The sequence below is a fragment of the Streptomyces sp. S.PB5 genome, assembly GCF_030403745.1.
Classification (GTDB): Bacteria; Actinomycetota; Actinomycetes; order Streptomycetales; family Streptomycetaceae; genus Streptomyces.
In genome coordinates, this window is sequence record NZ_JAQMWP010000005.1 from 327,235 (window position 1) to 353,690 (window position 26,456).

General features: G+C 71.4%; 24 protein-coding genes and 2 pseudogenes. 11 read left to right on the plus strand and 15 right to left on the minus strand.

What is annotated here, in order from left to right; translation table 11 throughout:
• Nucleotides 1-52: 52 nt before the first annotated feature.
• A complete protein-coding gene (locus tag PH203_RS15410) occupies nt 53-901 on the minus strand; it encodes an LLM class F420-dependent oxidoreductase (protein ID WP_289920508.1) in 849 nt (282 codons plus the stop codon).
• Nucleotides 902-1,022: 121 nt separating this feature from the next.
• On the opposite strand from PH203_RS15410, the gene PH203_RS15415 reads away from it, so the two are divergent.
• From PH203_RS15415 to PH203_RS15425, 3 genes and pseudogenes are all read left to right on the plus strand, one after another.
• Nucleotides 1,023-2,549 (plus strand): CehA/McbA family metallohydrolase, encoded by a 1,527-nt coding sequence (locus tag PH203_RS15415; protein ID WP_289920509.1) that lies wholly within the window; start codon nt 1,023-1,025, stop codon nt 2,547-2,549.
• 85 nt (nt 2,550-2,634) lie between these two features.
• Nucleotides 2,635-3,026, plus strand: a pseudogene (locus tag PH203_RS15420) (nitroreductase/quinone reductase family protein).
• 433 nt (nt 3,027-3,459) lie between these two features.
• Nucleotides 3,460-3,627, plus strand: a pseudogene (locus PH203_RS15425) (antibiotic biosynthesis monooxygenase); the annotation flags it as partial.
• Here the strand turns inward: PH203_RS15425 and PH203_RS15430 are convergent.
• From PH203_RS15430 to PH203_RS15485, 12 genes are all read right to left on the minus strand, one after another.
• Entirely contained in the window at nt 3,614-4,408 is a 795-nt protein-coding gene (locus PH203_RS15430; protein ID WP_289920510.1) for an alpha/beta hydrolase, read from the minus strand. The pseudogene PH203_RS15425 and the gene PH203_RS15430 sit on opposite strands and share 14 nt — an antisense overlap.
• A 43-nt stretch (nt 4,409-4,451) precedes the next feature.
• Entirely contained in the window at nt 4,452-6,002 is a 1,551-nt protein-coding gene (locus tag PH203_RS15435) for an MMPL family transporter (RefSeq protein WP_289920511.1), read from the minus strand.
• A complete protein-coding gene (locus tag PH203_RS15440) occupies nt 5,903-6,334 on the minus strand; it encodes a hypothetical protein (protein WP_289920512.1) in 432 nt (143 codons plus the stop codon). The genes PH203_RS15435 and PH203_RS15440 overlap by 100 nt, the downstream gene beginning before the upstream one ends.
• A 154-nt stretch (nt 6,335-6,488) precedes the next feature.
• A complete protein-coding gene (locus PH203_RS15445; RefSeq protein WP_289920513.1) occupies nt 6,489-6,674 on the minus strand; it encodes a hypothetical protein in 186 nt (61 codons plus the stop codon).
• Nucleotides 6,671-7,093, minus strand: a complete 423-nt coding sequence (locus PH203_RS15450) for an SDR family NAD(P)-dependent oxidoreductase (protein WP_289920725.1) — start codon at nt 7,091-7,093, stop codon at nt 6,671-6,673. Before PH203_RS15450 ends, PH203_RS15445 begins: the two co-directional genes overlap by 4 nt.
• A gap of 190 nt (nt 7,094-7,283) precedes the next feature.
• Complete coding sequence (locus PH203_RS15455) at nt 7,284-7,817, minus strand: aldo/keto reductase (protein WP_289920514.1); 534 nt, start codon at nt 7,815-7,817, stop codon at nt 7,284-7,286.
• Nucleotides 7,818-8,098: 281 nt separating this feature from the next.
• On the minus strand, nt 8,099-9,556 hold the full coding sequence (locus PH203_RS15460; RefSeq protein ID WP_289920515.1) for an aldehyde dehydrogenase family protein: 1,458 nt from the start codon (nt 9,554-9,556) through the stop codon (nt 8,099-8,101).
• Nucleotides 9,553-11,283, minus strand: coding sequence for a D-aminoacylase (locus PH203_RS15465; protein ID WP_289920516.1), 1,731 nt, complete (start codon nt 11,281-11,283; stop codon nt 9,553-9,555). The genes PH203_RS15460 and PH203_RS15465 overlap by 4 nt, the downstream gene beginning before the upstream one ends.
• A 15-nt stretch (nt 11,284-11,298) precedes the next feature.
• Nucleotides 11,299-12,417, minus strand: coding sequence for an LLM class flavin-dependent oxidoreductase (locus PH203_RS15470; protein ID WP_289920517.1), 1,119 nt, complete (start codon nt 12,415-12,417; stop codon nt 11,299-11,301).
• Nucleotides 12,418-12,514: 97 nt separating this feature from the next.
• On the minus strand, nt 12,515-13,285 hold the full coding sequence (locus tag PH203_RS15475; protein ID WP_289920519.1) for an SDR family NAD(P)-dependent oxidoreductase: 771 nt from the start codon (nt 13,283-13,285) through the stop codon (nt 12,515-12,517).
• A gap of 17 nt (nt 13,286-13,302) precedes the next feature.
• Nucleotides 13,303-14,211, minus strand: coding sequence for a TIGR03619 family F420-dependent LLM class oxidoreductase (locus PH203_RS15480; RefSeq protein ID WP_289920726.1), 909 nt, complete (start codon nt 14,209-14,211; stop codon nt 13,303-13,305).
• Between the two features lie 14 nt (nt 14,212-14,225).
• Complete coding sequence (locus PH203_RS15485; RefSeq protein WP_354671246.1) at nt 14,226-15,464, minus strand: amidohydrolase family protein; 1,239 nt, start codon at nt 15,462-15,464, stop codon at nt 14,226-14,228.
• Nucleotides 15,465-15,672: 208 nt separating this feature from the next.
• Here PH203_RS15485 and PH203_RS15490 point away from each other — a divergent pair, with 208 nt between their 5' ends.
• The 5 genes from PH203_RS15490 to PH203_RS15510 all read left to right on the plus strand — a co-directional run bounded on the left by PH203_RS15490 (nt 15,673) and on the right by PH203_RS15510 (nt 21,682).
• Nucleotides 15,673-18,627 carry an AfsR/SARP family transcriptional regulator gene (locus tag PH203_RS15490; protein ID WP_289920521.1) on the plus strand — a complete coding sequence of 985 codons (2,955 nt, stop codon included), beginning with the start codon at nt 15,673-15,675 and terminating at the stop codon, nt 18,625-18,627.
• A gap of 325 nt (nt 18,628-18,952) precedes the next feature.
• Nucleotides 18,953-19,153, plus strand: coding sequence for a hypothetical protein (locus PH203_RS15495; RefSeq protein ID WP_289920522.1), 201 nt, complete (start codon nt 18,953-18,955; stop codon nt 19,151-19,153).
• A 405-nt stretch (nt 19,154-19,558) separates the two neighbouring features.
• Nucleotides 19,559-19,720: a hypothetical protein gene (locus tag PH203_RS15500; protein ID WP_354671249.1), complete on the plus strand. Its 162-nt coding sequence runs from the start codon at nt 19,559-19,561 to the stop codon at nt 19,718-19,720.
• A gap of 506 nt (nt 19,721-20,226) precedes the next feature.
• A complete protein-coding gene (locus PH203_RS15505; protein ID WP_289920523.1) occupies nt 20,227-20,988 on the plus strand; it encodes a hypothetical protein in 762 nt (253 codons plus the stop codon).
• Nucleotides 20,989-21,229: 241 nt separating this feature from the next.
• Entirely contained in the window at nt 21,230-21,682 is a 453-nt protein-coding gene (locus PH203_RS15510) for a phospholipase (protein WP_289920524.1), read from the plus strand.
• A 75-nt stretch (nt 21,683-21,757) separates the two neighbouring features.
• Here the strand turns inward: PH203_RS15510 and PH203_RS15515 are convergent, their stop codons facing one another.
• Nucleotides 21,758-23,359 carry a FadD3 family acyl-CoA ligase gene (locus tag PH203_RS15515; protein WP_289920525.1) on the minus strand — a complete coding sequence of 534 codons (1,602 nt, stop codon included), beginning with the start codon at nt 23,357-23,359 and terminating at the stop codon, nt 21,758-21,760.
• A 92-nt stretch (nt 23,360-23,451) separates the two neighbouring features.
• Here PH203_RS15515 and PH203_RS15520 point away from each other — a divergent pair, with 92 nt between their 5' ends.
• From PH203_RS15520 to PH203_RS15530, 3 genes are read left to right on the plus strand one after another with little or no spacing between them, the layout of a single operon-like run.
• On the plus strand, nt 23,452-24,618 hold the full coding sequence (locus PH203_RS15520) for a lipid-transfer protein (protein ID WP_289920526.1): 1,167 nt from the start codon (nt 23,452-23,454) through the stop codon (nt 24,616-24,618).
• Between the two features lie 37 nt (nt 24,619-24,655).
• Nucleotides 24,656-25,075 (plus strand): OB-fold domain-containing protein, encoded by a 420-nt coding sequence (locus PH203_RS15525; protein ID WP_289920527.1) that lies wholly within the window; start codon nt 24,656-24,658, stop codon nt 25,073-25,075.
• Nucleotides 25,072-25,857 (plus strand): enoyl-CoA hydratase/isomerase family protein, encoded by a 786-nt coding sequence (locus tag PH203_RS15530; protein ID WP_289920528.1) that lies wholly within the window; start codon nt 25,072-25,074, stop codon nt 25,855-25,857. Before PH203_RS15525 ends, PH203_RS15530 begins: the two co-directional genes overlap by 4 nt.
• A gap of 10 nt (nt 25,858-25,867) precedes the next feature.
• Here PH203_RS15530 and PH203_RS15535 read toward each other — a convergent pair whose 3' ends face one another.
• Nucleotides 25,868-26,365 carry a hypothetical protein gene (locus PH203_RS15535; protein ID WP_289920529.1) on the minus strand — a complete coding sequence of 166 codons (498 nt, stop codon included), beginning with the start codon at nt 26,363-26,365 and terminating at the stop codon, nt 25,868-25,870.
• Nucleotides 26,366-26,456 lie beyond the last annotated feature (91 nt).

Here is a 26,456-nt window from a genome sequence, read left to right on the forward strand (position 1 = left end):
GAGCTGATCAGGGCAGACAGGCACCGCCCGATTCGTCCCCGACCGCCGACCGTTACACCGTGTAAGAGCCATAGGCGTCCAGCACCCCCAGCACCTCCGCCTCCCCCGCCGGCGGCAGCTGCACCACTACCTCCTCGATGCCCAGCTCGGCGTAGTGCGCGAGCTTGCCGGGGCTGGGGAAGACGGCGTACGGCACGACCTGGAGGGCGTCCGGGTCGCGCCCCGCGTCCGCCCACGCCGCGCGCAGCACCGGCAGCGTCTCCGTCAGGCCGCGCCCGCCGATCGGCAGCCACCCGTCGGCGTACTCGCAGATGTGGGCGAACAGCTTGGGTCCGGCGGCTCCGCCGATGAGCGTGCGCGGGCCGTTCACCGGGCCGCGCGGCTTCTGTACGGGCTTGGGGAACGCGTGCGAGGCCCGGACGCGCCCGAACTCGCCCTCGTAGGCGGTCGGTTCGTCCGCCCACAGCGCCCGCATCAACGCCATCCGGTCCCGCACCAGCTCCCGCCGCGTACGCCAGTCGACACCATGGTCGTCGGCCTCTTCGACGTTCCAGCCGAAGCCGAGGCCGAGGGTGAAGCGGCCGCCGGAGAGGTGGTCGAGGGTCGCGATCTGCTTGGCGAGATCGATCGGATCGTGCTGGGCGACCAGGGTGATGCCGGTGCCGAGGACGAGTTCCCCGGTCACCGCGGCCGCCTGGCCGAGCGCGACGAAGGGATCGAGGGTACGGCCGTACTCGGGCGGGAGATCGATGCCCGCGGGGTACGGCGTGACCCGTTCGACCGGGATGTGGGTGTGCTCGGGCAGGTAGAGGCCGGCGAAGCCCCGCTGCTCCAGCTCGCGGGCGAGCCGGGTGGGGGTGATCGTCTCGTCGGTGAGGAAGATCGTGGCGGAGATACGCATGACCGCATCTCTACCGCGCCGGGTCCGATATGTCCATACCGACTGGTCGGCACTGTGCGGGTCTGCCTCTGATTCCCTTTTCTTCCACGGGAGTTCACCGGCGTCCCCGACAGTGGGGCGCATGTGTGAGGACGAGCACCACATCGGAAGACGCACACTCGTCGTGACGGGAGCCGCCGCCGCACTTACGTTGGGAAGCGTGACCTTCGCTTCATCAGCCGAGGCAGCCGACGGCGACCAGGAGACGAAGACGATCCGGGGCACGCTACCCACCGGGTCCCCCGACTTCGTGTACGTGCCGCTCGAAGTCCCGGACGGCGTACGGGAGATCAGGGTTTCCTACACCTACGACCGCCCGTCCGTCCCGGCGGGCACGGCCGGCAACGCCCTCGACATCGGCATCTTCGACGAGCGCGGCACCGAACTGGGCGGCAAGGGATTCCGCGGCTGGTCGGGCGGGGCGCGCACCGAGTTCTTCATCCGCGCCGACGACGCGACACCTGGGTACATCCCCGGCCCGGTGCGCGAGGGCACCTGGAACATCGCGCTCGGCCCGTACACGGTCGCACCACAGGGGCTGTCGTACGAGATCACGGTCACGCTGACGTACGGCGATCAGGGCGCCGCTGTCGAGCCCACATACCCGCCCTCCCGTGCGAAGGGCCGGGGCCGGGCCTGGTACCGGGGCGACTGCCACCTCCACTCCTGGTACTCGGACGGGCGCCGCACCCCGGCGGAGATCGCGGCCCTCGCGCGGGCGGCGGGCCTGGACTTCATCAACACCTCGGAGCACAACACCCATGCGGCGCACGCCCATTGGGCCGACGTGGCGGGCGACGACCTGCTGGTGATGCTCGGCGAGGAGGTCACCACCCGCAACGGCCATGTCGTCGCGCTCGGCACCGACCCCGGCACGTTCGTCGACTGGCGCTACCGGGCCCGCGACAACCGCTTCGGCCGGTTCGCCCGCCGTATCCGCAGGGCCGGCGGCCTGGTCGTACCCGCCCATCCGCACGCCACCTGCATCGGCTGCAACTGGAAGTTCGGCTTCGGCGAGGCGGACGCGGTGGAGGTGTGGAACGGGCCGTACACCCCCGACGACGAGGTGGCACTCGCCGACTGGGACGGCATGCTGGTGGCGTCCGTGAGGGAGGGCCGGGGAGAGGGGCGCGACTGGATCCCGGCCATGGGCAACAGCGACGCGCACCGCGACCCCGACGTGGTGGGCCTGCCGCAGACCGTCGTCCTCGCCGACGACCTGACCCGCGAGGCGATCCAGGAGGGGATCCGGGCGGGGCGGTCGTATGTCGCCGAGTCGAAGAACGTGTCGCTGAGTTTCACGGCGACGGGCGGGAAGGGTGAACACGCCGGTATCGGCGGCCGGTTGGAGACGGCGGACGCGGACACGCCGGTGACGGTACGACTGGAGGTGTCGGGGGCGCCGCGCTGCACGGTCAGGTTCGTGACCGACCAAGGGGTGCTGTTCACGAGCGCGCCCTTGCCGGTGGCGGGGTCGGGGGTGGTGGAGTGGCGGACGACTCCCGCGTACGCGGCGTACGTCCGGGCCGAGCTGAGGCACGAGACGGCGGCGGGACCGCTGCCGGGGGCGCTGGCGGCGTTCACCAATCCGATCTTCCTGGGCGTCTGAATCTCGCGTGTCCGTGCGGCAGAGGTACCGGTGGGTCCGGTGCCCCGCGCCACTGCCGCCGGACACTTCAGGAGACCCTGTACCCATGCCCCGTCACAACGAGCGCAAGTACCGTGCGGTGTCCGCCTTCCAGCGTCACCTGAACAAGGTCATGCGGCGCCTGCCGACCCACACCCTCCTGGAGACCACCGGCCGCACCTCCGGCCTCCCCCGCCGCACCCCCGTCGGGGGCCGTCGGGTCGGGGACTCCTTCTGGCTGGTGTCGGAGTTCGGGGAGCGGTCGCAGTACGTCCGGAACATCAAGGCTGATCCGCGTGTCAGGGTGCGGCTGCGGGGACGTTGGCACAGCGGTACCGCGCATCTACTGCCCGACGACGACCCGGTCGCCCGGCTGCGAGGGCTGCCTCGGCTGAACAGCGCGGGGTGCGGGTGATGGGGGCCGCGCTGCTGACGGTGCGGGTGGATCTGGACGATTAGGGCATGCCCCGCCGGTCTTCACCGAGGGCGGACAGGAGGCACCCCACCAGGGGATTCGCCTCGTTCCTGCGCCGGGCCACGGCCACGCGTGTGCGGGTCGTGTCGGGAGCCGTTCTGCGGAAGGCGACGCCCTTGAGGCGGATGCGGCGGTATCGCCGAGCCGCCGCTGAGCCGCAGATCCGGCGCCTGGAGGACAAGGCCGGCCACGAGCTCTTCAGCCGCGAGCCAGGACGCACCGCCCTCACTCCGGCGGGCCGAGAGCTCCTTCCCGAGCGGTTCGTAGCAGTCCTGCCGTCCGCGCACCCCCTGGCAGTCCAACGCCGTAGGTCCACCGCTCTACGACCAGATCACCGGTCTCTGCGTCGCGGCGGGCTTCACGCCACGGATCGCCCAGCACGCGGTCGAACGGCAGACCGCGGGTCGCGGCGCGGCCGGGCTCGGCATCACGGTCAGCTGCTTCCGCGACGCCGATGCCCTCAGCGAGTGGCGTACCGACGCCGAGCACCGCGCGGCACAGAAGCGCGGGCGCGCCGAGTGGTACCAGAGCTACACACTGCACGTGGCGAAGGTGGAGCGAAGCTCCGGCTTCAGCCGGACGTAGCCGTCGCGTCCGCCCGCCCCGCCGCCGCGAGCACCAGCTCCCGTACCGTCTCCGGCGCCCGCAACGTCGGCAGGTGGTCGCAGTCCGGGAGGCGTACGAGGTGGCAGTCCGGGATGGCGGCGGCCATCGCCTCGTTGCAGTGGACGGTTTTCGGGAGGTCCTTCTCGCCCAGGAGGAGTGTGCAGGGCATCCGCAGTTCGCCGAGGCGGGGAAAGGCGGGCGGGTCCTGGCGCTGGTGGCCGTAGGTGGTGAACCAGGCCGGGATCGCCGCCCGGAGCCACTCGGCGGCCCGGGTGTCGGGGGGTGTGCCGGCGGCCGCCCAGGTCTCCAGCGCCAACGCGAGCAGTCCGTCCATGTCGCCCGCGGTGGCCAACTCGGCGATCCTGGCCGTCAGTTCGGGTTCCTCCAGGTCCGGGAAACCGGTGATCCCCGGCACCAGCAGCACCAGCGCGGCCACCCGGGACGGCTGGTTCAGCGCACCGCTGACCGCGGTCGCCCCACCCATGCTCGTCCCGACCAGCACCGCCCGCCCGACCTCGAAGTGGTCGAGCACCTGGCGCAGGTCCTCGGCGGGCGAGTACGAGGCCGTCGGGTCCGGTGACTTGCCGAATCCGCGGGCGTCGTACCGGATCACCCGATGCCGTGCGGCGACCTCCGCCAGCACCGGCTCCCAGCACCGCGAGTCCGCGATCCCGGGGTGCAGCAGCACCACCGGAACCCCGTCCCCGCCGGTGTCGTCCGCCCAGATCTCGCCGTCCTCGACCTGCACCATGGTCTCCATCCGGCAACTGTGCACCGGTCCGCCGCGAGACGACAGACGGGTTTCAGTCCTGAACGACCAGCGCCGGCGTCCCCGTCGTCAGCACCTCTCCCCGGAAGAACCCGGACTGCGCCGCTGCATCGCCAGCATCAGCGCGGCGCCCAGCAGCAGGCCGCCCGCCACCGGGAACACTCCCTTGAACGGTGCGTCTGAACGGTGCGTCCCGGACCGACCGGGCCAGCACCCCCCTGAAGAACCACGCGCACGCGAACGCCGTCAGCGCGTAGTAGAAGCAGATCATGAGGCCGAGGGCGTAGATCGTGTCGACGAGGACGTGCTCGCTGACCAGCGTCATCACCGTGTAGAAGACGCCCGTGGCCACGCCCGCCACCACCGTCGCCCGGCCCGGCGTCCTGAACCGCTCGTGCACCCGCGCGTACGACGGCGGCAGCGCCTCGTACGTCGACATGGAGAGTCCGAAGGCGACGCAGAACATCAGGACGGGGAACGGGGACTTCGCGGCGCGGATGTCCCGGACCAGGTCCTGGCTCTCCGGGGAGACGTCCTCCAGGGACGGTTCCACGGCGAGATAGGTGGCGCCTGTCGTGGTGTAACGGGTGTGGGCCGGGCCCGCCGGCTGCACCAGGCGGCCCTCCGCGTACGTTCCCGCCGAGGAGTTGACCCGTACGACGCCGTCCAGGCGGGAGAGTGTCGTCGCGTCCGCGGCGACGTCCGCGCCGCGCCGCGCGCCGTCGACGCCCTGCGCGACCACGTCGAGCTCGCCGTTCGGGCGGGAGGTGAAGCCCTCGCGGATCACCTGGTGGACCTGGTGCGCCTCGGCGTCCTTGGGCAGCTGCCGGTCGTCGATGTTGCCGAAGGTCACGCCGAGGAAGGGGGCGCCGAGGGCGACGAGGAAGGCGACCGCGGTGACGGCGAAGACGACCGGGCACTTGACGACGGCTTCCCCGATCCGCCGCCAGCGCCGGCCCGAGGCGTCCGGTGCCGGGCCCCGGGACGCACGACGGAACAGGCGTGTCAGGTCCAGCGCGTCGATCCGCCTGCCCAGGACCAACAGCAGGGCGGGCAGGACGAGGAACGCCGCCGCGGCGGCGACGAGGACCACCGAGATGCCCGCGTACGCGAAGGACCGCAGGTAGTACATCGGGAACAGGAGCATCGCCGAGAACGCGACGGCGACGGTGAGCGCCGAGAAGGCGACCGTGCGGCCCGCGGTGGCGAGCGTGGTGCGGACGGCGGCCGCGGGCGGGGCGCCGCCGTGGAGTTCCTCGCGGTAGCGGCGGACGATGAACAGGCCGTGGTCGACGGCGAGTCCGAGGCCCAGCGCGGTGGTCAGGTTGAGGGCGAAGACGGAGACGTCGGTGAAGCCGGTGATGACGCGCAGGCTCGCGTTGGTGCCCACGATCGCGATCAGGCCGATGATCACGGGCAGCAGGGCGGCGACGGCGCTGCGGAACACCAGGACCAGGACCAGGACCAGGACCAGGATCAGCAACGTCAGCGGCAGCGCGTTGACCTCGGCGCGCGCCAGGTCCTCCCGGCTGGTGTCCTGGACCTCGGCGCGGATCTGGGCGGCGCCGCCGACGGAGACGTCCACCGGGCCGTGGCTGCCGCGGTAACGGGGGCGAGGGCCTTGAGGGTGTCGTCGGCCTCGGTCTCGGTTCCGGTGACCCGGGCGACGACGAGGCCGTAGCGGCCGTCCTCGCTGCGGAGCGCGGGCGACTGGCCCTGCCAGTAGGAGGCGACTCCCTGTACGCCGTGCTCGGCGGCCAGTCGGTCGGTCAGCCACCGGGCCTCGGCGGCGGGGCCGGTGGTGCCGCCGCCCTGGAGCCGGTCGGCCACACCGCCACCGAGGACGACGGCGCCCGCGGCGAAGAGCAGCGCCAGAAACAGGATGAGACGTGGCCGCACCGTGGCCAGCCGAGCCACACGCTCAAACCTGGCGATCCCCTTCAGAGGTGACGCGTGGGTGGGTGGGGGGTGGCGTTGATTGGCAGATCTGTTCCAGAGCAGCCCCCCACTCACCTGCGCTTTTACGCCCGAGCAATGGAACAGATCTGCCAATCACCCAGGCTTACCGGCGTCAGGTGGAGCGTACGGGCTCGGAGGGGGCGGGGAGGAGTCGTAGGAAGGACAGGGCTCGGGCGTCCTGGCCGATCAGGTAGCGGGGGGCGGGGCGTGTCGCCTTCGTCAGCGTCCGGGCCGCCTTCTCGTCCGGCGTGGCCCTCTGTTTCGCCGCGGCCGCCTGGGCCTGGCCGGGCGCCTTCACGTAGCTCTGCCGGGCCTCGGCCTCGCCGGTCCAGCCGTCGTCGGCGGCGCGGCGACCGGGCCGAAGAACGGCACGGCCGTACGGGCGGTCACCGCACCGACGTTGACGACGCGGCCGCCGGCCTGGCGGAGTGCGGGCAGGAAGGTCTGGATGACGGCGGCCTGGCCGAGGACGTTGATCTCGAACTGGCGGCGCAGCGCGTGCGGGGGTACGAGTTCCAGGGGGCCCTGCACGATGACGCCGGCGTTGTTGACGAAGGCGTCGAGGCCGTGGCCGGCGAGGACGGGGGCGACGGGGCGGCGGTCGCGTGGATCGAGTCGGGGTCGGTGACGTCCAGGACGACGGGGACGACCGAGGCGAGGCCGACGGGCAGTTTGCCGAACACGTCGGGGGTGTGGACGGCGGCGATCACCCGCCAGCCGGCGTCCGACAGCTTCTTGATCGTCTCGGTGCCGAGGCCGCCGGACGCTCCGGTGACGAGGGCGACGGGGGCGACGGGGGCGACGGAGGCGACGGGGGCGGACGAGGTGGGGCTCGTGGGTGCCTCCGGGGTCGTGAAGGGGCCGGTCGGGGGGGCGGTTGGGGGGGGCGGGATGGGGGCGGGGTGGGTCACTCGTCCTCCACCAGGTGCATCAGCCCCGCCCGGAACCGCTCCCCCGCGAAGGCCCCCGGCGGTGCGAACGCCTCGATACGGGCCAGGTCGGCGGGGGTGAGGTCGACGTGCAGGGCCGCCGCGTTCTCCTCGAAGTCGCGGCGGGTCTGGCTGCCGGGGATGGGAACGACGCCCTGGGCGACCAGCCAGGCCAGGGCCAGCTGGGCGGTGCTGCAGCCCTTCTCCAGGGCGACCTCGCCGAGCCGGGCCACGATCGCGCCGTTGACCGCGAGGTCGGCCGGCTCGAAGCGGGGCAGGAAGCGGCGCAGGTCGTCGGTCGCCAGGTCCTCGTCGGCGAGGATCTGGCCGCCGAGCAGACCGCGGCTGAGCGGCCCCCGGGCGACGAACCCGATGCCGAGCTCCCGGCAGGTGGGCAGGATCTTGTCCTCGACGCCCCGGCCGGCCAGCGAGTACTCGGTCTGGAGGACCGAGACGGGGTGCCCTGGGGTCACGCCACCGCGTGAGGTCCCCGCCCGGCTCGCGCTGCTCATGGCCGCCCTGCTGGAGGCCGGGGGCAGACTGCGGGGCGGTACGCCCACCGCGACGCGGGACGGTGTACGGGCCCTGCTGGAAGGCGACCGCCGCCGGGTGACGTCCGCCCGCGCGGAACGCGAACTGGGGGTTGAGTTCCGTCCGTTGGAACGGACCCTGCGGGACCAGGCGGACTGGTACCGCGCCCGTCACACCGACGTCTGCCCCGCCTCCCGCGATCCCCGGGGCCTGGGCGGCCCGTCCCCCGACCGCTCCGGCCCCGGCCCGCGGGACCGGGCGCTCACCCCGGCCACACGATCGACTGCACCTCGCTGTAGGCGTGCAGCGCGTACGACCCGACGTCGCGCCCGACCCCGCTCTTCTTGAACCCCCCGAACGGCGCCTCCATGTTCCGCCCGACCGTGTTCACCCCGACCCCGCCGGCCCGCAGCCGCCGCGCCACCCGGAAGGCACGGGCCACGTCCCCGGACCAGACGTAGTCGATGAGGCCGTAGTCGGAGTCGTTGGCGAGCGCGATGCCCTCCTCCTCGTCGTCGAAGGGGACGACGGACACCACCGGCCCGAAGATCTCCTCCCGGACCACCCGCATCCCGCTCGTGCAGTCCGCGAGGAGCGTCGGGGCGACGTAGAAGCCGCGGTCGTACGACGGCCGCTCGCCGCCCGCGACCACCACGGCCCCCTCCTTGCGCCCGAGTTCGACGTACGACTCCACGCGCTCCCGGTGCTCGGCCGAGATCACCGGCCCGACGACGGTGTCCGCCTCCCGCGGATCGCCGACCTTCAGATATCCGGCGTACGCGGCCAGCCCGTCCACGAGTTGCTGGTACACCCCGCGCTGCACGAGCACCCGGGTCGGCGCGGTGCAGATCTGTCCGCTGTAGAAGGAGAACGTGGTCCCGATGCCGGAGACGGCGGAGGCGATGTCGGCGTCCTCGAAGACGACCGCCGCCCCCTTCCCGCCCAGCTCCATCAGCTGCCGCTTCATCCCGCGCCCGCACACCTCGCCGATGCGCTGCCCGACGGCGGTGGAGCCGGTGAAGGAGACCATGTCGACGTCCGGGGAGTCGACGGCGGCCTCGCCGACCTCGACGGACCGCCCGGAGACCACGTTGACCACCCCTCGGGGCACCCCGGCCGCCTCCAGCGCCTCCGCCATCCGGAAGACGGACAGCGGGTCCTGCGGGGCGGGCTTCACGACGACCGTGTTGCCCATCGCGAGGGCGGGCGCGATCTTGCCGGACGGATTGGCCCAGGGGTTGTTGTACGAGGTGATGCAGGTGACGACCCCGACGGGCTGCCGTACGGCAAGGGCCCCCATCACCCCCGCCTTCCCCATCGGCCCGGCCTCGTTGATCTGCGGCGGGATCGCCCACTCGGCGGGCTCCACGCGCGCGTACCGCTGGAAACGGGCCGCGGCGACCCCGACCTGCATGGCCCGCGCGGTCCCGGTCGTCGCCCCGGTCTCGGCCTGGGCGAGCTCGGCGTACTCCACGAACCGCGACCGGATGAGTTCGGCGGCCCGCGCCAGGATCGCCGCCCGCTCCTCGGGCGCGGTGCGCGACCAGGTCCCGAAGGCCTCACGGGCCGCGGCACAGGCCGCGTACACCTGATCCCGCGAGGCCTCCGGCGCCCACCCGACGAGTCGCTCGGTCGCCGGGTCGACGACCTCGTAGTGCCCGCCCTCCGGCTCGACCCACGCACCGCCGACGAACAGCGGCTGTTTCCGTTCCCGGGTCACTTCGTCGCCACCGTCCGGGTGTCCCGCCCCGAGCGCAGCACCCTGCCCGGCACGGCCCCGCTCACCACGTCGTCCCGGATCGCCTCGACCCCGTTGACCCACACGGCCCGTATCCCGATCGCCTTGGAGTCCAGGCGTGGACTGTCACCCGGCAGGTCGTGCACCAGGGTGGCCGTACCCGCGTCGATCCGCTCCGGGTCGAAGAGCACGAGATCCGCATGGAACCCCTCCTGGATCCGCCCGCGTTCCTTGAGCCCGAAGAGCCGAGCCGGGTCGTCGGTCAGCATCCTCACGGCCTGCTCCAGGGTCGCAAGCTTCCGCCCGCGCAGACAGTCCCCGATGAACCTGGTGGTGTACGGCGCCCCGCACATCCGGTCCAGATGCGCCCCCGCGTCCGACCCGCCGAGCATGACGTCCTCGTGCTGCCAGGTCTCGGCCCGCAGCGCCCAGGACGCGGGGTCGTTGTCGGTGGGCATGGGCCACAGGACGGTACGGAGGTCGTCGGCCGCGCAGATCTCGACCAGGCAGTGGAACGGGTCCTGTCCCCGCTCCTCGGCGACGTCCCGCACGACCCGTCCGCTCAGCCCGCGGTTCGCCTCGCTGTAGGTGTCCCCGATGACGTACCGCCCGAAGTTCGCGAGCCGCCGGAAGACGCCGGCCTCCTTGGAGTCGGCACGCCGCAGCATCTCGGCCCGCACGTCCGGATCCCGCAGCCTGGCGATCCGCTCCGGGACGGGCAGCCCGAGGATCGGCCCCCACCCGGGGATGAGATTGAGCGCGCAGAAGGTCCCCAGGGACATGTTCATGGGCGTGAGGATCGGCATGGTGAGCGCGACGATCCGCCCGCCCGCCTTCCGCGCCTGCTCACTCGCGAACAGCTGCCGGGGCACCCGCTCGGGCACCGAGGCGTCGACGGTGAGCACGTTCCAGTTGAGCGGCCGCCCGGCAACCGCGCTCATCTCGACGAACAACTCGATCTCGTCGTCACTGAACTGATCGAGACACCCGGCGACGATCGCCTCGATCTGCGTCCCCTCATGCTCCCCAACAGCCTTGGCGAGAGCGATGAGTTCAGCGGGCCGCGCATGCCGGGACGCGACGGGCTGCCCGTCCCCGTCGGAGTGCGTGGACGACTGGGTGGTGGAGAAGCCCCAGGCGCCGGCGTCCATGGCCTCGTGGAAGAGCCGGAGCATGGCGTCGAGTTGGTCCTGCGTGGGCTGCCCCCCGACGGCCTCCGCCCCCATGACATACCGCCGCAGCGCACAATGCCCCACCATGAAACCGGCGTTGACCGCGATCCGACCTTCGAGGGCGTCCAGATACTCCCCGAAGGAGTTCCAGCTCCAGGGCGCGCCCTCCTCCAGCGCGACCAGCGACATGCCCTCGACCTTGGACATCATGCGGCGGGTGTAGTCGGCGTCGGCCGGGCGGTCGGGATTGAGCGGCGCGAGGGTGAACCCGCAGTTCCCGGCGGCGACGGTGGTGACACCGTGGTTGAGGGAGGGGGTGGCGTAGGGGTCCCAGAAGAGCTGGGCGTCGTAGTGGGTGTGGGGGTCGACGAAGCCGGGGGCGAGGATGAGCCCGGTGGCGTCCTCGGTGGTGCGGGATTCCTCGGTGACGCGGCCGATGGCGGCGATACGACCGTCACGGATGCCGACATCGGCGGTGCGGGCGGGGGCGCCCGTTCCGTCGACGACGGTCGCCCCCTTGATGAGGTGGTCGAGCATGCTCGCTGAACCCCCTTACGCAGACTGCCGGAAACGGGTCGTCCGATGCACAGGATCCGTGTCGATCTTCGGAATCACGTGCTCCCCGATCAGCCGGATCGTCTGCAACGTCTCCTCCTTCGGCACCCCCACCGGCAACCCGAAGCTCAGCTGATCCGCCCCCGCCTGCTCCCACCGCTTGCACTGCCGAGCCACCTCGTCCGGATCCCCGCAGATCAGCAACTCCTCCTCGATCAGCAGCTCCACGAACTCCGGCGTGTACTCCGGCAACGTCTCCGGCCACTCGGGAAACCCTTCAGGCCGCGGAAACGTGTCGTGGTACCGGAACACCAGCGAGGGCAGATAGTGCAGCCCCCCGTTGACGGCGATCTCGATCGCCTCCGCGTGCGTCGGCGCACAGATCGCCGTCGTCGTCACCATCACGTTGTCGTTGACGAAGTCCCCGACCGGCTCCGCGTTGACGATCGCCGTCTTGTACTGCTCCAGCACCCACTCCATGTCGGACACCTTCTGGATGCTGAACCCCAGCACCCCGAGCCCCTTCCGGGCGGCCATGGCGTACGACGGCGGCGACCCGGCGGCGTACCACATCGCGGGGTGCGACTTCCCGTACGGCTTCGGCAGGACCTTCCGCGGCGGCAGCTGCCAGTGCTTGCCCTGGAAGCCGACGTACTCGTCCTGGAGCCACATCTTGGGGAACTCGACGATGGTCTCTTCCCAGATCTCCTTGGTGTAGTTCATGTCGGTCACCCCGGGGATGAACCCGAGGATCTCGTGCGAGCCGGCCCCGCGCCCGCTGCCGAACTCGAAGCGGTTGCCGGTGAGATGGTCGAGCATGGCGACCTTCTCGGCGACCTTGACGGGGTGGTTGACCTGGGCGAGCGGGTTGAAGATCCCGGACCCCAGGTGAATCCGTTCCGTCGCGTGCGCGAGGTAGCCGAGGAAGACGTCGTTGGCGGAGAGGTGCGAGTACTCCTCCAGGAAGTGGTGCTCCGAGGCCCACGCGTACTTGAACCCGGACTTGTCCGCCTGGATGACGTACTCGGTCTCCTCCATCAGCGCCTTGTGCTCCGCGAGCGGATCGGTCTCGGCGCGCTTGCCGACGTATCCCTGTACAAAGAGCCCGAATTCCAAGGCGGTTCACCGTCCCCGGTTCCGAAGTTTTCTGACGCACCGTCAGTTTCGATGACTGTGGCACCGCCCGCTGAGAGGGTCAATACCTGACGGGTCATCAGACGACACTGACGCCCGCGAGCCAGCCCCCGTCGATCACGAAGGGCTGTCCGGTGATGTACGAGGAGTCGTCCGAGGTCAGGAAGAGCGCGAGCCGCGCGACCTCCTCCGGCTGCCCGATCCGCCCCAGCGGCACGAGCTTGCGGTAGAGCTTGCCGATGGCCCGCGAGGTCTCCTCGGCGTCCTGGCCCGGGTCCAGCAGGGCGGGGTTGGACATCGCGGTGTCGATGGCCCCGGGACAGACCGCGTTCACCCGGATCCTCCGCCGCGCCAGCTCCAGCGCGGCGACCCGGGTGAGCCCGAGGATGGCGTGCTTGCTGGCGGCGTACGACCCGACCGCCGCCATCCCGGTCACCGCCGTGTAGGAGGCGGTGTTGACGATCGTCCCGCCGTCGCTCATCTCGGGCGCGACGGTCTTGATACCGAGGAAGCAACCGACCTGGTTGACCTGGACGACCTGCATGAACTCGTCGAGGGACGTGTCGAGCAGAGTGTTGAAGCGCAGGATGCCGGCGTTGTTGACGAGCCCGTCGACATGGCCGTACGCGTCCTTGGCGGCCGTGACGGCCGCCCGCCACTGCTCCTGGTCGCTCACATCGAGATGGACGTACGACGCTCCGATCTCCTTGGCCAGGGCCTCCCCCTGGTCGTCGAGCACGTCGGCGACCACGACCTCGGCCCCCTCCGCTCTGAACAGCCGGGCCTCCTGCTCCCCCTGTCCGCGTGCCGCGCCGGTGACGATGACGACACGGCCGTCGAGCTTGCCCATGCGGTGACTCCTGTCGGTCAGAGGTGGGGCGCGACCTCGGCCCCGAACGCCGTGATCTGGTCGGTGAGTTCGGTCGTGCCGCGGCTGCGGAAGCGGACCTGGATCTGGTGGACGCCCATCTCGCCGTACGCCCGCAGGGACTCGGCGAGCTGATCGGGGCCGCCGGTGAGGGTGCGGCGGCCGACGTCCCAGGCGGGCCGTCCGAGGTAGAGGGGTTCGGCGATGGCGCCGACGGTGAAGGGGCCCTGCCTGTCCTGGCGCAGTTCGTGGATGCGGGCGATCTGCGCGGGCAGCCGGTCCCGTGGGTCGCCCTGCGGCAGCCAGCCGTCGCCCTTCAGCGCGGCGCGGCGGACCGCGGCGGGCGAGGAGCCGCCGACCCAGAGGGGGACGTGCGGCTGGGCGGGGCGGGGGCGCTGGCCGAGGCCCTCGAAGTCGTAGAGCTTGCCGTGGTGTTCGGGGAACTCGTCGGGGCCGAGGGCCGCGTGGAGCGCGTCGACGCACTCGTCGAGCAGGGCCCCGCGCTGCCGGAAGTCGAACCCCAGCGCCTCGAACTCCTCCTGCACATGGCCCGCGCCGACCCCGAGGATCAGCCGGCCGCCGCTGAGGTGATCGAGGGTGGCGTACTGCTTGGCGGTGAGGAGGGGGTGGCGCAGGCCGACCACCGCGACATGGCTGAGCAGTCGTATGCGCTCGGTCGCGGCGGCCAGGTAGGCGAGGGTGGCGACGGGGTCGTACCAGATGGTGCTCATCGCGGGGGCGAGCCGACGCGGGATGGCGACGTGGTCGCAGCAGGCGACGTACGCGAACCCGGCGCTCTCCGCGGCCCGGGCCACGGCGACGAGGTCCCCCGGGCCCGCGTCGGCCTCCCAGGGTTCGGCGTAGATGGTGCTCTGGGACTGGACGGGGAGCTGGATGCCGTACTCCAGGCGCTGTGTGTGCTTCACGCGCCGCTCCACAGGCCGTCGGGGGTGAGGCCGAGCAGTTCGATGGCGTTGCCGCGGACGATCCGCTCGACGACGGCAGGCTCCAGATGCCCCATCTGAGCCTCCCCGACCTCGCGGGACTTGGGCCAGGTGGAGTCGGAGTGCGGGTAGTCCGTCTCGTACAGGACGTTCTTCAGACCGATCGCGTCGAGGTTCCGCAGTCCGAAGGCGTCGTCGAAGAAGCAGCCGTAGACGTGGTCGGCGAAGATCTCGGACGGCGGCCGGTGGACCTTGTCGGCGACCCCGCCCCAGCCGCGGTTCTCCTCCCAGACGACGTCGGCGCGTTCGAGGATGTATGGGATCCAGCCGATCTGGCCTTCCGCGTACATGACCTTGAGGTTCGGGAAGCGCTCGAACTTGCCGCTCATCAGCCAGTCCACCATCGAGAAGCAGCAGTTGGCGAAGGTGATGGTGGAGCCGACGGCGGGCGGGGCGTCGGCGGAGGTGGAGGGCATCCGGCTGGAGGAGCCGATGTGCATGGCGATGACGGTGCCGGTCTCGTCGCAGGCGGCGAGGAAGGGGTCCCAGTCGTCGGTGTGGACGGAGGGGAGGCCGAGGTGCGGGGGTATCTCGGAGAAGGCGACGGCCCGGACTCCGCGGGCGGCGTTGCGGCGCACTTCGGCCGCGGCGAGGGAGGCGTCCCACAGGGGGATGAGGGTGAGGGGTATGAGGCGCCCGTGGGCCTCGGGCCCGCACCACTCCTCCACCATCCAGTCGTTGTAGGCCTGGACGCACAGCAGACCCAGCTCACGGTCCCCGGCCTCGGTGAAGGTCTGGCCGCAGAAGCGGGGGAAGGTGGGGAAGCAGAGGGCGGACTGGACGTGGTTGACGTCCATGTCGGCGAGACGGGCGGGGACGTCGTAGGAGCCGACGCGCATCTGTTCGTAGGTGATGACTTCGAGCTTGATCTCGTCGCGGTCGTATCCGACGGCGGTGTCGAGACGGGTGAGGGGCCGGTGCAGGTCCTCGTAGACCCACCAGTCGCCGACGGGGCCGTCGTCGCCGGGGGCGCCCATCACGGGCTTGAACCGTCCGCCCAGGAAGGTCATTTCCCTCAGCGGGGCGCGGACCACACGGGGGCCGGTGTCCAGGTGCTTCTTGGGCAGCCGGTCCTGCCAGACGTGCGCCGGCTCCACGGTGTGGTCGTCAACGGAGATGATCTTCGGAAATGCCGCGGTGGTCGGGGTGGTCTCCATGGCGCTCACGGTAGCGCTGATCTGACGACCCGTCAGCTACGGCGGCGGAGACCGATCGTGGGGGTTTGTGCGCGGAAGTGTGCGAAGAGCACGTGTGGGCATTGTGATATCCCGCGCGCCTGCCTGTGATCAGGCTCTCCACAGCTGACGCATCTGCCATGAACAAGGCAAACTGGCGTGGTTGCTCACTGTTTCTTAGGGGGACGCGATGGACCGTGTACCGGGGGTGCCTGCGCAGCGGCGTCCCGGCTCCTCGCCGGAGCACACGCCACCGCTGCGCTTCAGCGTGCTCGGCCCTGTGCGCGCCTGGCGCGGCGAGGACCCGTTGCCCATGGGTTCCCCGCAGCAACGGGCCGTCCTGGCCGCCCTGTTGCTGCGGGAGGGCCGCACGGCCACCGCGCCCGAACTGATCGACGCCCTGTGGGGCGACGAGCCGCCCTCCCAGGCCCTGGCGGCGCTGCGGACCTATGCGTCGCGGCTCCGGAAGATCCTTGACTCCGGTGTCCTGGTGAGCGAGTCGGGCGGCTACGCGGTGCGCGGGCTCGACGAGGACGCGCTGGACCTCGCGGCGGCACAGGTACTGGCGGCCCAGGCGGAGAAGGCACGGGGCGCCGGGGATCTGTGCCACGCCCGCGAGGTCCTGGCCCGGGCGCTGGCCCTGTGGGACGGCGAGACGCTGGCCGGAGTGCCGGGCCCGTACGCCTCCTCGCAGCGGGTCAGGCTGGAGGAATGGCGCCTCCAACTCCAGGAATCCCACCTGGACATGGACCTGGAACAGGGCTGCCACGCGGAGGCCGTCTCCGAACTGACGGCCCTGACAGCCGCACACCCCCTCCGGGAGCGGCTGCGCGAGCTGCTGATGCTCGCCCTCTACCGCAGCGGCCGCCAGGCGGAGGCCCTCGCGGTGTACGCCGACACGCGCCGGCTGCTGGCGGACGAGCTCGGCGTCGACCCGCGTCCGGGCCTGCGGGAGCTCCAGCAGCGCATCCTCCAGGCCGACCCGGGCCTCGCGGAACCGTCGGCGCCGGTCGCGGAACCGGCCGCGGTACTCGTCCGCCCGGCCCAGCTCCCCGCCACCGTCCCGGACTTCACGGGCCGCGCCGCCTTCGTCGCCGAACTGGGCGAGGTGCTCGCGTCGGCGGAGGGCCGCGTGATGGCGGTGTCGGCGCTGGCGGGCATCGGCGGAGTGGGGAAGACAACCCTGGCGGTGCACGTGGCCCACCAGGCCCGCTCCGCCTTCCCCGACGGCCAGTTGTACGCCGACCTGCAGGGCGCGGGTTCCCGCGCGGCCGAGCCGGAGACGGTACTGGGCTCGTTCCTGCGGGCGCTGGGCACGGCCGACTCGGCGATCCCGGACTCCCTGGAGGAGCGCGCGGCACTGTACCGCTCGGTGCTGGACGGCCGACGGGTCCTGGTCCTGCTGGACAACGCCCGGGACGCGGCCCAGGTACGTCCGCTGCTGCCCGGCACGGAGGGCTGCGCGGCGCTGGTGACGTCCCGCGTACGCATGGTGGACCTGGCCGGCGCCCACCTGGTCGACCTGGACGTGATGTCCCCGGACGAGGCGCTGTCCCTGTTCACGAAGATCGTCGGCGAGGAACGGGTGGCGTCCGAGCGCGAGGCCGCGCTCGACGTGGTCGCGGCGTGCGGCTTCCTGCCGCTGGCGATCCGCATCGCGGCGTCGAGGCTCGCGGCCCGTCGCACCTGGACGGTCTCCGTCCTGGCGGCGAAGCTCGCGGACGAGCGGAAGCGGCTGGACGAGCTCCAGGCCGGTGACCTGGCGGTGAAGGCCACCTTCGAGCTGGGCTACGGCCAGCTGGAGCCGGCCCAGGCCCGCGCCTTCCGGCTCCTGGGACTGGCCGACGGCCCGGACATCTCGCTGGCCGCGGCGGCCGCGGTGCTGGACCTGGGCGTGGAGGACACCGAGGACGTCCTGGAGTCCCTGGTGGACACGTCCCTGCTGGAATCGGCGGCGCCCGGCCGGTACCGGTTCCACGACCTCGTACGGCTCTACGCGCGTGCGTGCGCGGAGCGGGACGAGTGGCCGCCGGAGGGGCGGGGGGCGGCGCTGTCCCGGCTGCTGGACTTCTATCTGGCCACCGCTGCCGGGGGGTACGCGATCGAGCGGCCCGGGGACCGGTTGGTGGATCACCTCCACCCGACCGGTGCCGTGGGCCTGACGTTCTCCGACCGCCAGGCCGCCCGGGACTGGCTGTACGCCGAAGCCGCGCCGCTGCTCGCCTGTGTGCGGCAGTCGGGCCAGGGAAGCGCGCTGCGACGCGCGATCGATCTCCTGTGGGCCTCCGTCGACCTGGCCGAGTCGGGAGCCAACTCCAAGGAGTACGAGGCGGTCGCCACGACCCTGCGGGACACCGCACGCGCCGCCGGGGACGTACGTGCCGAGGGACGCGCCTCCGTCGTGCTGAGCAACGCGCGGCTCTTCTCCGGCCTGTTCGACCAGGCGTACCCGGAGGCCCGGGAGGCCATCCAGCTCGCCGAGGCAACCGACGACCCGCTGCCGTCCAGCTGGGCGGCGAACATCCTGGGAAGCATCGCGTTCTACAAGAACCGCCACGCGGACGCCGAACAGTACTTCAGCCAGGCGATCGACAAGTTCCGCGACTGCGGTGACGTGGCGGGTTCCGCCAGCCCGCTGTGCAACCTCTCCCGCCTGCACCTCGCGACGGGCCGGGCGGACACGGCCGTCGTCCTCGCCCGCCAGGGCACCGACATCTACCAGGAGCTGGGGCACACCCTGCGGGGCGCGAACGGCCGCTACGCCCTCGGGATGGCTCTCGGCAAGACCGGTCAGCACACCGAGGCCGCCGAGCAGCTCGAAGAGGCGCTCCGGGTCTTCCGTGACAGCCGTCAGCGTCTGTGGGAAGGGATGACTCTCTGCCGGCTGGCCGAGGTACAGCTGGACGCGCGCAAGCCGGCGCCGGCGGCGAGCAACGCCGAAATGGCGCTCACCGTGCTGCGGGGCATCGGCGGCGAATGGCGCCGCGGGCATGTCCTGACGGTCCTCGGCCGGGCGCTGAACGGTATCGGGCACTCCGGCAGGGCGGTGGTCTGCTGGCGCGCAGCCCTGGAGATCTACGAGCGGCTGGACTCACCGGAGGCAGCCGAGGTGCGCTCGCTCCTGACGCCGGTGGCTGCCGCCTGAGGCAACCCGGGGCTACCGCCTGAGGTCACCGGGGGCTACCGCCTGAGGCAACCGGGGGCTACCGCCTGAGGTCACCGGGGGCTGCCGTCGGAGGCAACCGGTGGCTGCCGTCGGAGGCCATCCGACGGCGTTCATCGTTCGTTTATCGCCGCCCGGCAGTCTCCTTCTTGTCGATCCGTCGCGTCGGGGGGCAGACGGATCGCCGGTGAGGTCGCAGCACTCGCGGTTTAGGGTGGGCGGCCCGAGCAGCCCACCCGGGCACCCACGGGGGAGTGACCGGGTGGGCCCTCAGTCCAGAAGGATCCACCCCAGGGGAGGCAGCACCATGAGCAGCAGCGAGAAAGACCCGATCGTCAAGCCGGACAACACGCACGTCACCGACGTGGAGAGCAGCGAGGAGATCAAGCCGCTCAACACCCACGTGACGAGCAGCCCGATCAAGCCGCTCAACACCCACGTCACCGACGCGGACGACGACGGCGAGGCCACGCCGGACAACACGCACGTCACGGAAGAGCCTGTCTGATCAGACCTTTTCCCACACGGGGATCGGCCGCGGCGGCGCGGAGGGGGAGCCGCCGCGGCCGAGGCATGTCCGGGGCCGGTTCAGGTCGGTCGAAGCGGAGGCCATGCCGGGTGGCGGCGCACGGTACGGCGCAGGTCCGGCACCGCCTCGGGCGTGGCGAGAAGGCCGAGGCCCAGGAGCACGCGTCCGCTCCCCCGCAGGACCGCCGCGAGCCTGCGTGCCGTCACGGTGTTGCAGTTGCCGAGCGCGACCAGGCCCGCCGGGGGTGTGTAAGCACCCGCGAAGGCCGGCAGATCGGTGCGCAGGGAGGGGGGTGATGAGTTGTGCCCCCACGCAGGGACCCCGACGGAGGGGAGTTTCCGCGGTATCCCGTTCCTGAGCCAGATCGAGCGCGGTGAGCGGCGTATGCCGATCGATCCGGCCCGGCATGTCGACAAGGCCCTGGGCACGGACGGGCTTTTCGAGCGCGGTTGCGAAGACGCCCGCAAGGCACGGCAGTCAGGCCGTTCCGACTACTTCGCCGACGTGGCGGACACGGAACAGCACGCGAAGGCCCTCGACGACTGAGCGCCGATGCCGGTGCCAGAGCTGCTCCAGACAGCGCCCTGCCGATGACCTTCACGGACGCACCCACGGCGCTGAACACCGAGCCCCCGCACAGCGGCCAACTCAGCAACCACCCGGCGCTCGTAAAGCAGCACCGCAAGCCGTAGACCCACTCAGCCCCACCACCCCACCGCCCCGCCACCCAAGCGGTGATTGGCAGATCTGTTCCACCACCGGACCACAAAAGCCCAGGTCACAGCGGACGAACCTGGAACAGATCTGCCAATCCCTTCCCCAGGGAGGGGGGTTATCCACAGGGGGTGCCTCTTCGGGGGCTTCGGGGCAGGGTGGGGTGGGTGGAGCGTACGGAGTTGAAGGGGCTCGTGGAGGGTGGGGTGCTGCTCACCTCGCGGGCGTTGGCGGGCGGGTGGTCTCGGGTTCCGCTCTTTCGGAGGCTGGGGCAGGAAGGGTGGACGCGGGTTCGGAGCGGGGCGTGGGTCGAGCCTGGGCAGAGGGTCGATCTGGGCTTGCGCGTCAAGGCGGCGCAGCTTCTCAAGCCACGGCTCGTCGCGAGTCACGGGTCGGCCGCCCGGCTCTGGCGGATCGAGGTCCTCGGGCCCGTGGACGCAGGGCCCTTGGAGTTCACCGACCCCGGGCTCAGCGTCCGGCAGAGCCTCGCCGACGTGCGCATCCACCGGATCCCCCTCTCCGACACCGACGTCGTCGCGCGCTGGGGACTACGCGTCACGGACGTACCCCGCACCCTCGCCGACCTCCTGCGCGCCGGCCCCCGGAACGACGCGCTCGTAGCTGTGGAGTCCGCGCTCGCCTACCGCACCGTCAGCCGGGTGCGCCGCGCTCCGCTCACCACCTTGGCGGCCCTCTCCTTCGCGCTCGAAGCCCCGCTTCGCGGTGGGGTCCGCGCCCAGGGCTGGCTGCGCCTCGCCGACCCCCGCTCAGGCTCGCCCGCGGAGACGGTCGCCCGCCTGCACATGCTCGACGCCGGCCTGCGCCCCGAATCCCAGGCCGAACTCCACGTACCTGGCCGTGGCCGCCGCTTCCTCGACTTCCTCTTCCGGAAGGAGGGGCTGGGGGTCGAGATCGAGGGGTACGCCTACCACGGCTCACGCGACGCACACCGGCGGGACGTGGCTCGGTTCAACGAGGTCCTTCAGTGCCCGGAGGTACGCAACCTGCTGCGCTACACCGCCGAGGACGTCTTCTGGCGCCCTCGCCGAATGATCGAGGAGATCCGCGCCGCGCTGGACGGCGGCCGGGCCTGGGGCTGAGGTGGGGATTGGCAGATCTGTTCCACTTTCGTGCCGTAAAAGGCCAGGTCGCAGGTGGGGGCGCTGGAACAGATCTGCCAATCAGTCCTTCTCCGGCCGACCGCCGGGGGGCGGGGGGCGGGGGGCGGGTGGTGGCTTCCCTTCGGGTCCAGTGGAGGCTGAGGCTCCGACCAGTGTGGTGCGCTTTCTTGGCATGTACCTGTTGCCCGGTTGGCGGGTGACGGCCTCCTGGAGGTGTGGGATGCACCGCAGACTCGGTACGGCACTTGCAACCTCAACCCTGGCTCTGGTCACCGTCGTCGGTAGTGCGACGGGCGCTGGGGCCGTTCCCGCGGACAAGCCTCAGGTTCTGGCTTCCTGGACTCAGACCAGTTCGTCGAGCTACAACCTCTGGGCCGCCGCACGCGGCGCTCAGGGCGCCTGGTCCGCGTACGGGTTCGACTGGTCCACCGACTACTGTTCCTCGTCGCCCGACAACCCCTTCGGGTTCCCGTTCTCCATGTCCTGCGCCCGGCACGACTTCGGGTACCGGAACTACAAGGCCATCGGCGCCTTCGACGCCAACAAGTCCCGTCTCGACAGTGCCTTCTACGAGGACCTCAAGCGCGTCTGCAACAGCTACAGCGGTCTCACCAAGACCAGTTGCACCAGCACCGCCTGGACGTACTACCAGGCCGTGCGCGCCCTCGGCTGATCCCGGCCTGCCGACCGACACCGACTGACACCGACTGACACCGACCCACCGCACGTGCGCGTTCCGGGACGCCGGTCACTCCCTGCCGGCGTCCCCTCCCCCCGCCCGCAGCTCCCTCTTGACCACCTTCCCGCTCGCGTTCCGGGGCAGCTCCCGTACGAACTCCACCGTCCTGGGCACCTTGTAGTTCGCCATCTCCCGCCGGGCCCACGCGATCAGGTCGTCCGCGGTCGTCAGCGCTCCGGGGCGCCTCACCACGTACGCCTTTCCGACCTCCCCCAGTCGCGTGTCCGGGACGCCTATCACCGCCACGTCCGCCACATCCGGGTGCAGGCCGAGGAGTTGCTCTATCTCCGCCGGGTACGCGTTGAAGCCGCCGACGATGAACATGTCCTTCAGGCGGTCGGTGATGCGGAGGTTGCCGGCCTCGTCCAGCACGCCCACGTCCCCCGTGCGCAGCCAGCCGTCCTCGGTCACCGCTTCCGCCGTGGCCGCCGGGTCCTCGTAGTAGCCCTGCATGACGTTGAAGCCGCGGACCAGGACCTCGCCGGGCACCCCCGGGGCCACCGGGGCGCCGCCCGCCGACACCACCCGGACCTCGGTGCCCGGGATCGCCCGGCCCGATGTCGATGCGATCACCGTCGGGTCGTCGCCGCGGCGGCACATCGTCACGATTCCGCTGGCCTCCGACAGCCCGTACGCCGTCAGGACGGTCTCCACGCCCAGTTCGCCCCTCAGGCGCTCCACCAGCGTCAGCGGGACCACCGCTGCGCCCGTCACCACCAGGCGGAGTGCCGAGAGGTCGTGGGACGCCCTTGCCGGGTGGTCCAGGAGCGACTGGTGGAGGGTCGGCGGGCCCGGCAGCACCGACACCCGTTCCGAGGCGATGTTCGCCAGGACCGTGTCCACGTCGAACACCGGTTGCGGGATCATCGTCGCGCCCCGCATGAGGCAGGCGATGACGCCCGCCTTGTAGCCGAAGGTGTGGAAGAAGGGGTTCACGATCAGATAGCGGTCGCCCTGGCGCAGGCCCGCCAGGTCGCTCCACACCTCGTAGGCGCGCAGGGTCTGGGCGTGGGTGATCACCGCTCCCTTCGGGCGGCCCGTCGTACCCGAGGTGAAGACGATGTCCGACGGGGACGAACCCCGGACCGCGGTCGCACGCTGCCGCACCTCCGTCTCCCCGACCCCCTCCCCGCTCGCCAGGAAGTCCTTCCAGGTCGAGTAGTCGGCCGGGGCGTCGTCCGAGAGGACCACCACCTGTTCCAGGGACGGGAGTCCAGGGCCGGCGGCGATGGCGCGGCGCAGTGACGCCACGTACGACGTGCCGAGGAACGTCCCGGTCACGAACAGGAGGCGTGCTCCGCTGCGGCGCAGTACGTCCGCGGCCTCCGTGCCCTTGAACCGGGTGTTCAGCGGCACCAGGACCGCGCCCACCGACACCGCGCCCAACGCCGACACCATCCAGTCCAGGGAGTTGGGGGCCCAGATCGCGACCCGGTCGCCCACCTCCACGCCGTTCGCGATGCACGCGGCGGCCGCGCGTTCCACCCGGGCGCCCAACTCCGCGTACATCACTCGCGTACGGCCCTCCACCACGGCCTCGACGTCGGCGTACCGCTCCGCCGCCGACCGGACCAGACCCGGAACGCTGCCCCACTCCACGTCTCCGCGCACAACCAGCCTCCAGAACCCAGTAGCTGACTACCCGTCAGATTAGCTGTAGCCTGACGCACTGTCAGCCAGGAGGCCAGCCCGCGGAGGTGCCCATGACCGGACTGAGGATCACCGGACTCAAGGACGCCACCGCGATAGTCGGCATAGGCCAGACCCCCTTCGCCAAGAACCTCCCCGAGGACGAGAGAACCCTCGCCTGCCGAGCCGTCCTCGCCGCTCTCGACGACGCCGGCATCGCCCCGGGCGAGGTCGACGCCCTCGCCTCCTTCACGATGGAGGAGACCGACGAGGTGGAGCTCGCCAAGGCCGTCGGCTTCGGTGACCTCACCTTCTTCAGCAAGGTCGGCTACGGCGGCGGCGGTTCGTGCGCCACCGTCGCTCATCTCGCCGCCGCGATAGCCACCGGTCAGGCGACCGTGGGTGTGGCCTGGCGGTCACGCAAGCGCGGGTCCGGGCCCCGGCCCTGGCGGAACACCGTCGCCCAGCTCCCCACTCCCGCCCAGTGGACCCGCCCCTTCGGACTCCTGCGGCCCGTCGACGAGATCGCCATGCTCACCCGCCGCTACATGCACGAGTACGGCGTGACCCGCGACCACCTCTTCAACGTCGCCCTCGCCTGCCGCAACCGCGCCAACCAGAATCCGGCGGCGATCATGTACGAGCGGCCCCTCACCCGCGAGATGTACATGACCTCCCGCTGGATCAGCGAGCCCCTCTGCCTCTACGACAACTGCCTTGAGACAGACGGGGCGTTGGCCTGTGTCGTCGTCAGCAGGGAGCGGGCGCTGGACTGCCGGCACCCCCACCCCGTCCATATCCACTCCGCCGCCCAGGGACTCCCCGCCCAGCACCACGGCATGGTCAACTACTGGAACGACGACCCGCTCACCGGCCCCGCCTGGACCGCCGCCCGCCATCTGTGGAAGCACGCCGACTTCACCCCCCAGGACGTGGACGTCGCCCAGATCTACGACGCCTTCACCGCCCTGATCCCGCTCTCCCTTGAGGGCTACGGCTTCTGCGAGCGGGGAGAGGGCGGCGCCTTCACCGAGCAGGGCGCGCTCGAGATCGGCGGGCGGCTGCCCGTCAACACCGGCGGCGGCGGACTCTCCGAGGCCTACGTCCACGGCTTCAACCTCATCAACGAAGGCGTCAAGCAACTCCGCGGGACCAGTACCGCCCAGGTCCCGAACGCCACGACCTGCCTGGTCACCGCCGGTGAAGGCGTCCCCACATCCGCCCTGCTCCTCAGGACCTGAGGACCCGAGGACCTGAGGACCCGAGGAGGCAACCCCCGTGCTCACCCCCGTCACCGACCCCGACGGCGCCCCCTTCTGGCGGTACGCCGCCCAGGGCGAGCTCCGTGTCCAGACCTGCGCCGACTGCGGCGAACCCCGCTTCCCGCCCCGTCCCTGCTGCCCCCACTGCCAGTCCTTCGAGAGCCGGTGGCGACGCACCGACGGCCACGGCCGCATCTGGTCCTACGTCGTCCCGCACCCGCCGCTCCTCCCGGACTACGCCGAGCAGGCGCCGTACAACGTGGTGGTCGTGGAGCTCACCGCCCACCCCCGCATCCGCCTCGTCGGCAACGTCGTCACCGAACCCGGTGCGCCGCTGGGCTCCCTCCCCCCCGACCGCATCCGCATCGGCGCGAAGGTGCACTTCGTGTACGACGGGAACACCGGTCTTCCGCAGTGGGTCCTGGAGCGCCCATGACGACCCCGGCCCCCACCGTCCGCCTCGCCGCGGACAAGGACACCGGCGTCGCCGTCGTCACTCTCGACCGGCCGCACCGGCTCAACGCCATCGACCTCGCCATGCGCGACGAACTCCGGGCCGTCTGGCGGGGGTTGCGGTTCGACGACACCGTACGGGCGATCGTCCTCACCGCCTCCGGAGACCGCGCCTTCTGCACCGGCCTCGACCGGGACGCCGAGGTCCCCCAGCCCGACTCCCCCTATATGGCGGACGATCCGCTCCTCCGCGTCGGGCCCAAGTCCAACGACCTCTGGAAGCCCGTCATCGCCGCCGTACAGGGCATGGCCTGCGGCGGCGCCTTCTATCTCCTCGGGGAGAGCGAGTTCGTCGTCGCCGACACGACCGCGACCTTCTTCGACCCGCACACGACGTACGGCATGGTCAGCGCGTACGAGTCGGTCCTCATGGCGCAGCGGATGCCCTACGGCGAGGTCGCGCGGATGATGCTCATGGGGACGGCGGAGCGGATCTCCGCCCGGCGGGCCCACGAGATGGGCCTGGTCAGCGAACTCACCGAGCCCGGCGCCGCGTTGGCGACCGCCGTGGAGCGGGCCGCCGTCATCGCCGGGTATCCGCCCGAGGGTGTACAGGGCACCGTGCGGGCCCTGTGGGCGGGCAGGGAGGCCGCGCTCGCCGCCGGGTTCGCGCAGGCCCCGCATCTCATCTCGCTCGGGAACCTGCCGGACGAGCGGCAGGCGGAGCTGTTCACCGCCCGCCGCCCGGACTTCAGGACCCGGTGAGCCTGCCGGGCTAGTCGGCAATGCGCTGCGGGTCCACCAGCTCGCACGTCCCGTCGGTCACCGTGGCGCTCGCCGTGACGGTCGCGGTGCCGGTGCCGCCCGGGGCGACGGAGAAGATGCCGCTGCTGCCGGTCGCGGCCGTCGTACCGGACGCGTCCTTGAAGGCGACCTGGAACATGTAACCGGACGCGGTGGTGCTGCTGTTGGTGGCGCGGACATCGGCGACGAGGGTCCCGCCCTCGACCTTGCACTCCTCGATCGTCAGATCCTGGGTCGCCTCACCCAGGGAGCTCGACTCGCCCCCGCCGGAGACCGAACCGGCGTCGATGTCCGTGTCGGAGTCGGTGTCGGAGTCGTGGCTGCCGCTGCCGCCCGTCGAACTGCTCGAAGAACTCCCGGAGTTCGAGCTGCCGCCGAAGCAGCCACCGCCGGACGAGTGCCGGGCGCCGGTCAGGGCGACCACCACTCCGACGACAACGGCCACCGCGCGGACATGGCGAAGCTTCACTGCGAATCCCCCGTCACCCAACAGCTTGATCGTGAACACGTCACGTTAACAGCCGTCACATGGCGCCCGCCCCGGCCCGGGCGTAGCGTCT

What these genes read in the sequence shown, in the direction of transcription:
- PH203_RS15510 (WP_289920524.1), top strand. Translation starts at nt 21,230, where the DNA reads ATGCACCGCAGACTCGGTACGGCACTTGCAACCTCAACCCTGGCTCTG.
- PH203_RS15495 (WP_289920522.1), top strand. Translation starts at nt 18,953, where the DNA reads ATGAGCAGCAGCGAGAAAGACCCGATCGTCAAGCCGGACAACACGCAC.
- PH203_RS15465 (WP_289920516.1), bottom strand. Translation starts at nt 11,283, where the DNA reads ATGCTCGACCACCTCATCAAGGGGGCGACCGTCGTCGACGGAACGGGC.
- PH203_RS15410 (WP_289920508.1), bottom strand. Translation starts at nt 901, where the DNA reads ATGCGTATCTCCGCCACGATCTTCCTCACCGACGAGACGATCACCCCC.
- PH203_RS15520 (WP_289920526.1), top strand. Translation starts at nt 23,452, where the DNA reads ATGACCGGACTGAGGATCACCGGACTCAAGGACGCCACCGCGATAGTC.
- PH203_RS15430 (WP_289920510.1), bottom strand. Translation starts at nt 4,408, where the DNA reads ATGGAGACCATGGTGCAGGTCGAGGACGGCGAGATCTGGGCGGACGAC.
- PH203_RS15530 (WP_289920528.1), top strand. Translation starts at nt 25,072, where the DNA reads ATGACGACCCCGGCCCCCACCGTCCGCCTCGCCGCGGACAAGGACACC.
- PH203_RS15475 (WP_289920519.1), bottom strand. Translation starts at nt 13,285, where the DNA reads ATGGGCAAGCTCGACGGCCGTGTCGTCATCGTCACCGGCGCGGCACGC.
- PH203_RS15490 (WP_289920521.1), top strand. Translation starts at nt 15,673, where the DNA reads ATGGACCGTGTACCGGGGGTGCCTGCGCAGCGGCGTCCCGGCTCCTCG.
- PH203_RS15485 (WP_354671246.1), bottom strand. Translation starts at nt 15,464, where the DNA reads ATGGAGACCACCCCGACCACCGCGGCATTTCCGAAGATCATCTCCGTT.
- PH203_RS15455 (WP_289920514.1), bottom strand. Translation starts at nt 7,817, where the DNA reads ATGAGCAGCGCGAGCCGGGCGGGGACCTCACGCGGTGGCGTGACCCCA.
- PH203_RS15500 (WP_354671249.1), top strand. Translation starts at nt 19,559, where the DNA reads ATGCCGATCGATCCGGCCCGGCATGTCGACAAGGCCCTGGGCACGGAC.
- PH203_RS15415 (WP_289920509.1), top strand. Translation starts at nt 1,023, where the DNA reads ATGTGTGAGGACGAGCACCACATCGGAAGACGCACACTCGTCGTGACG.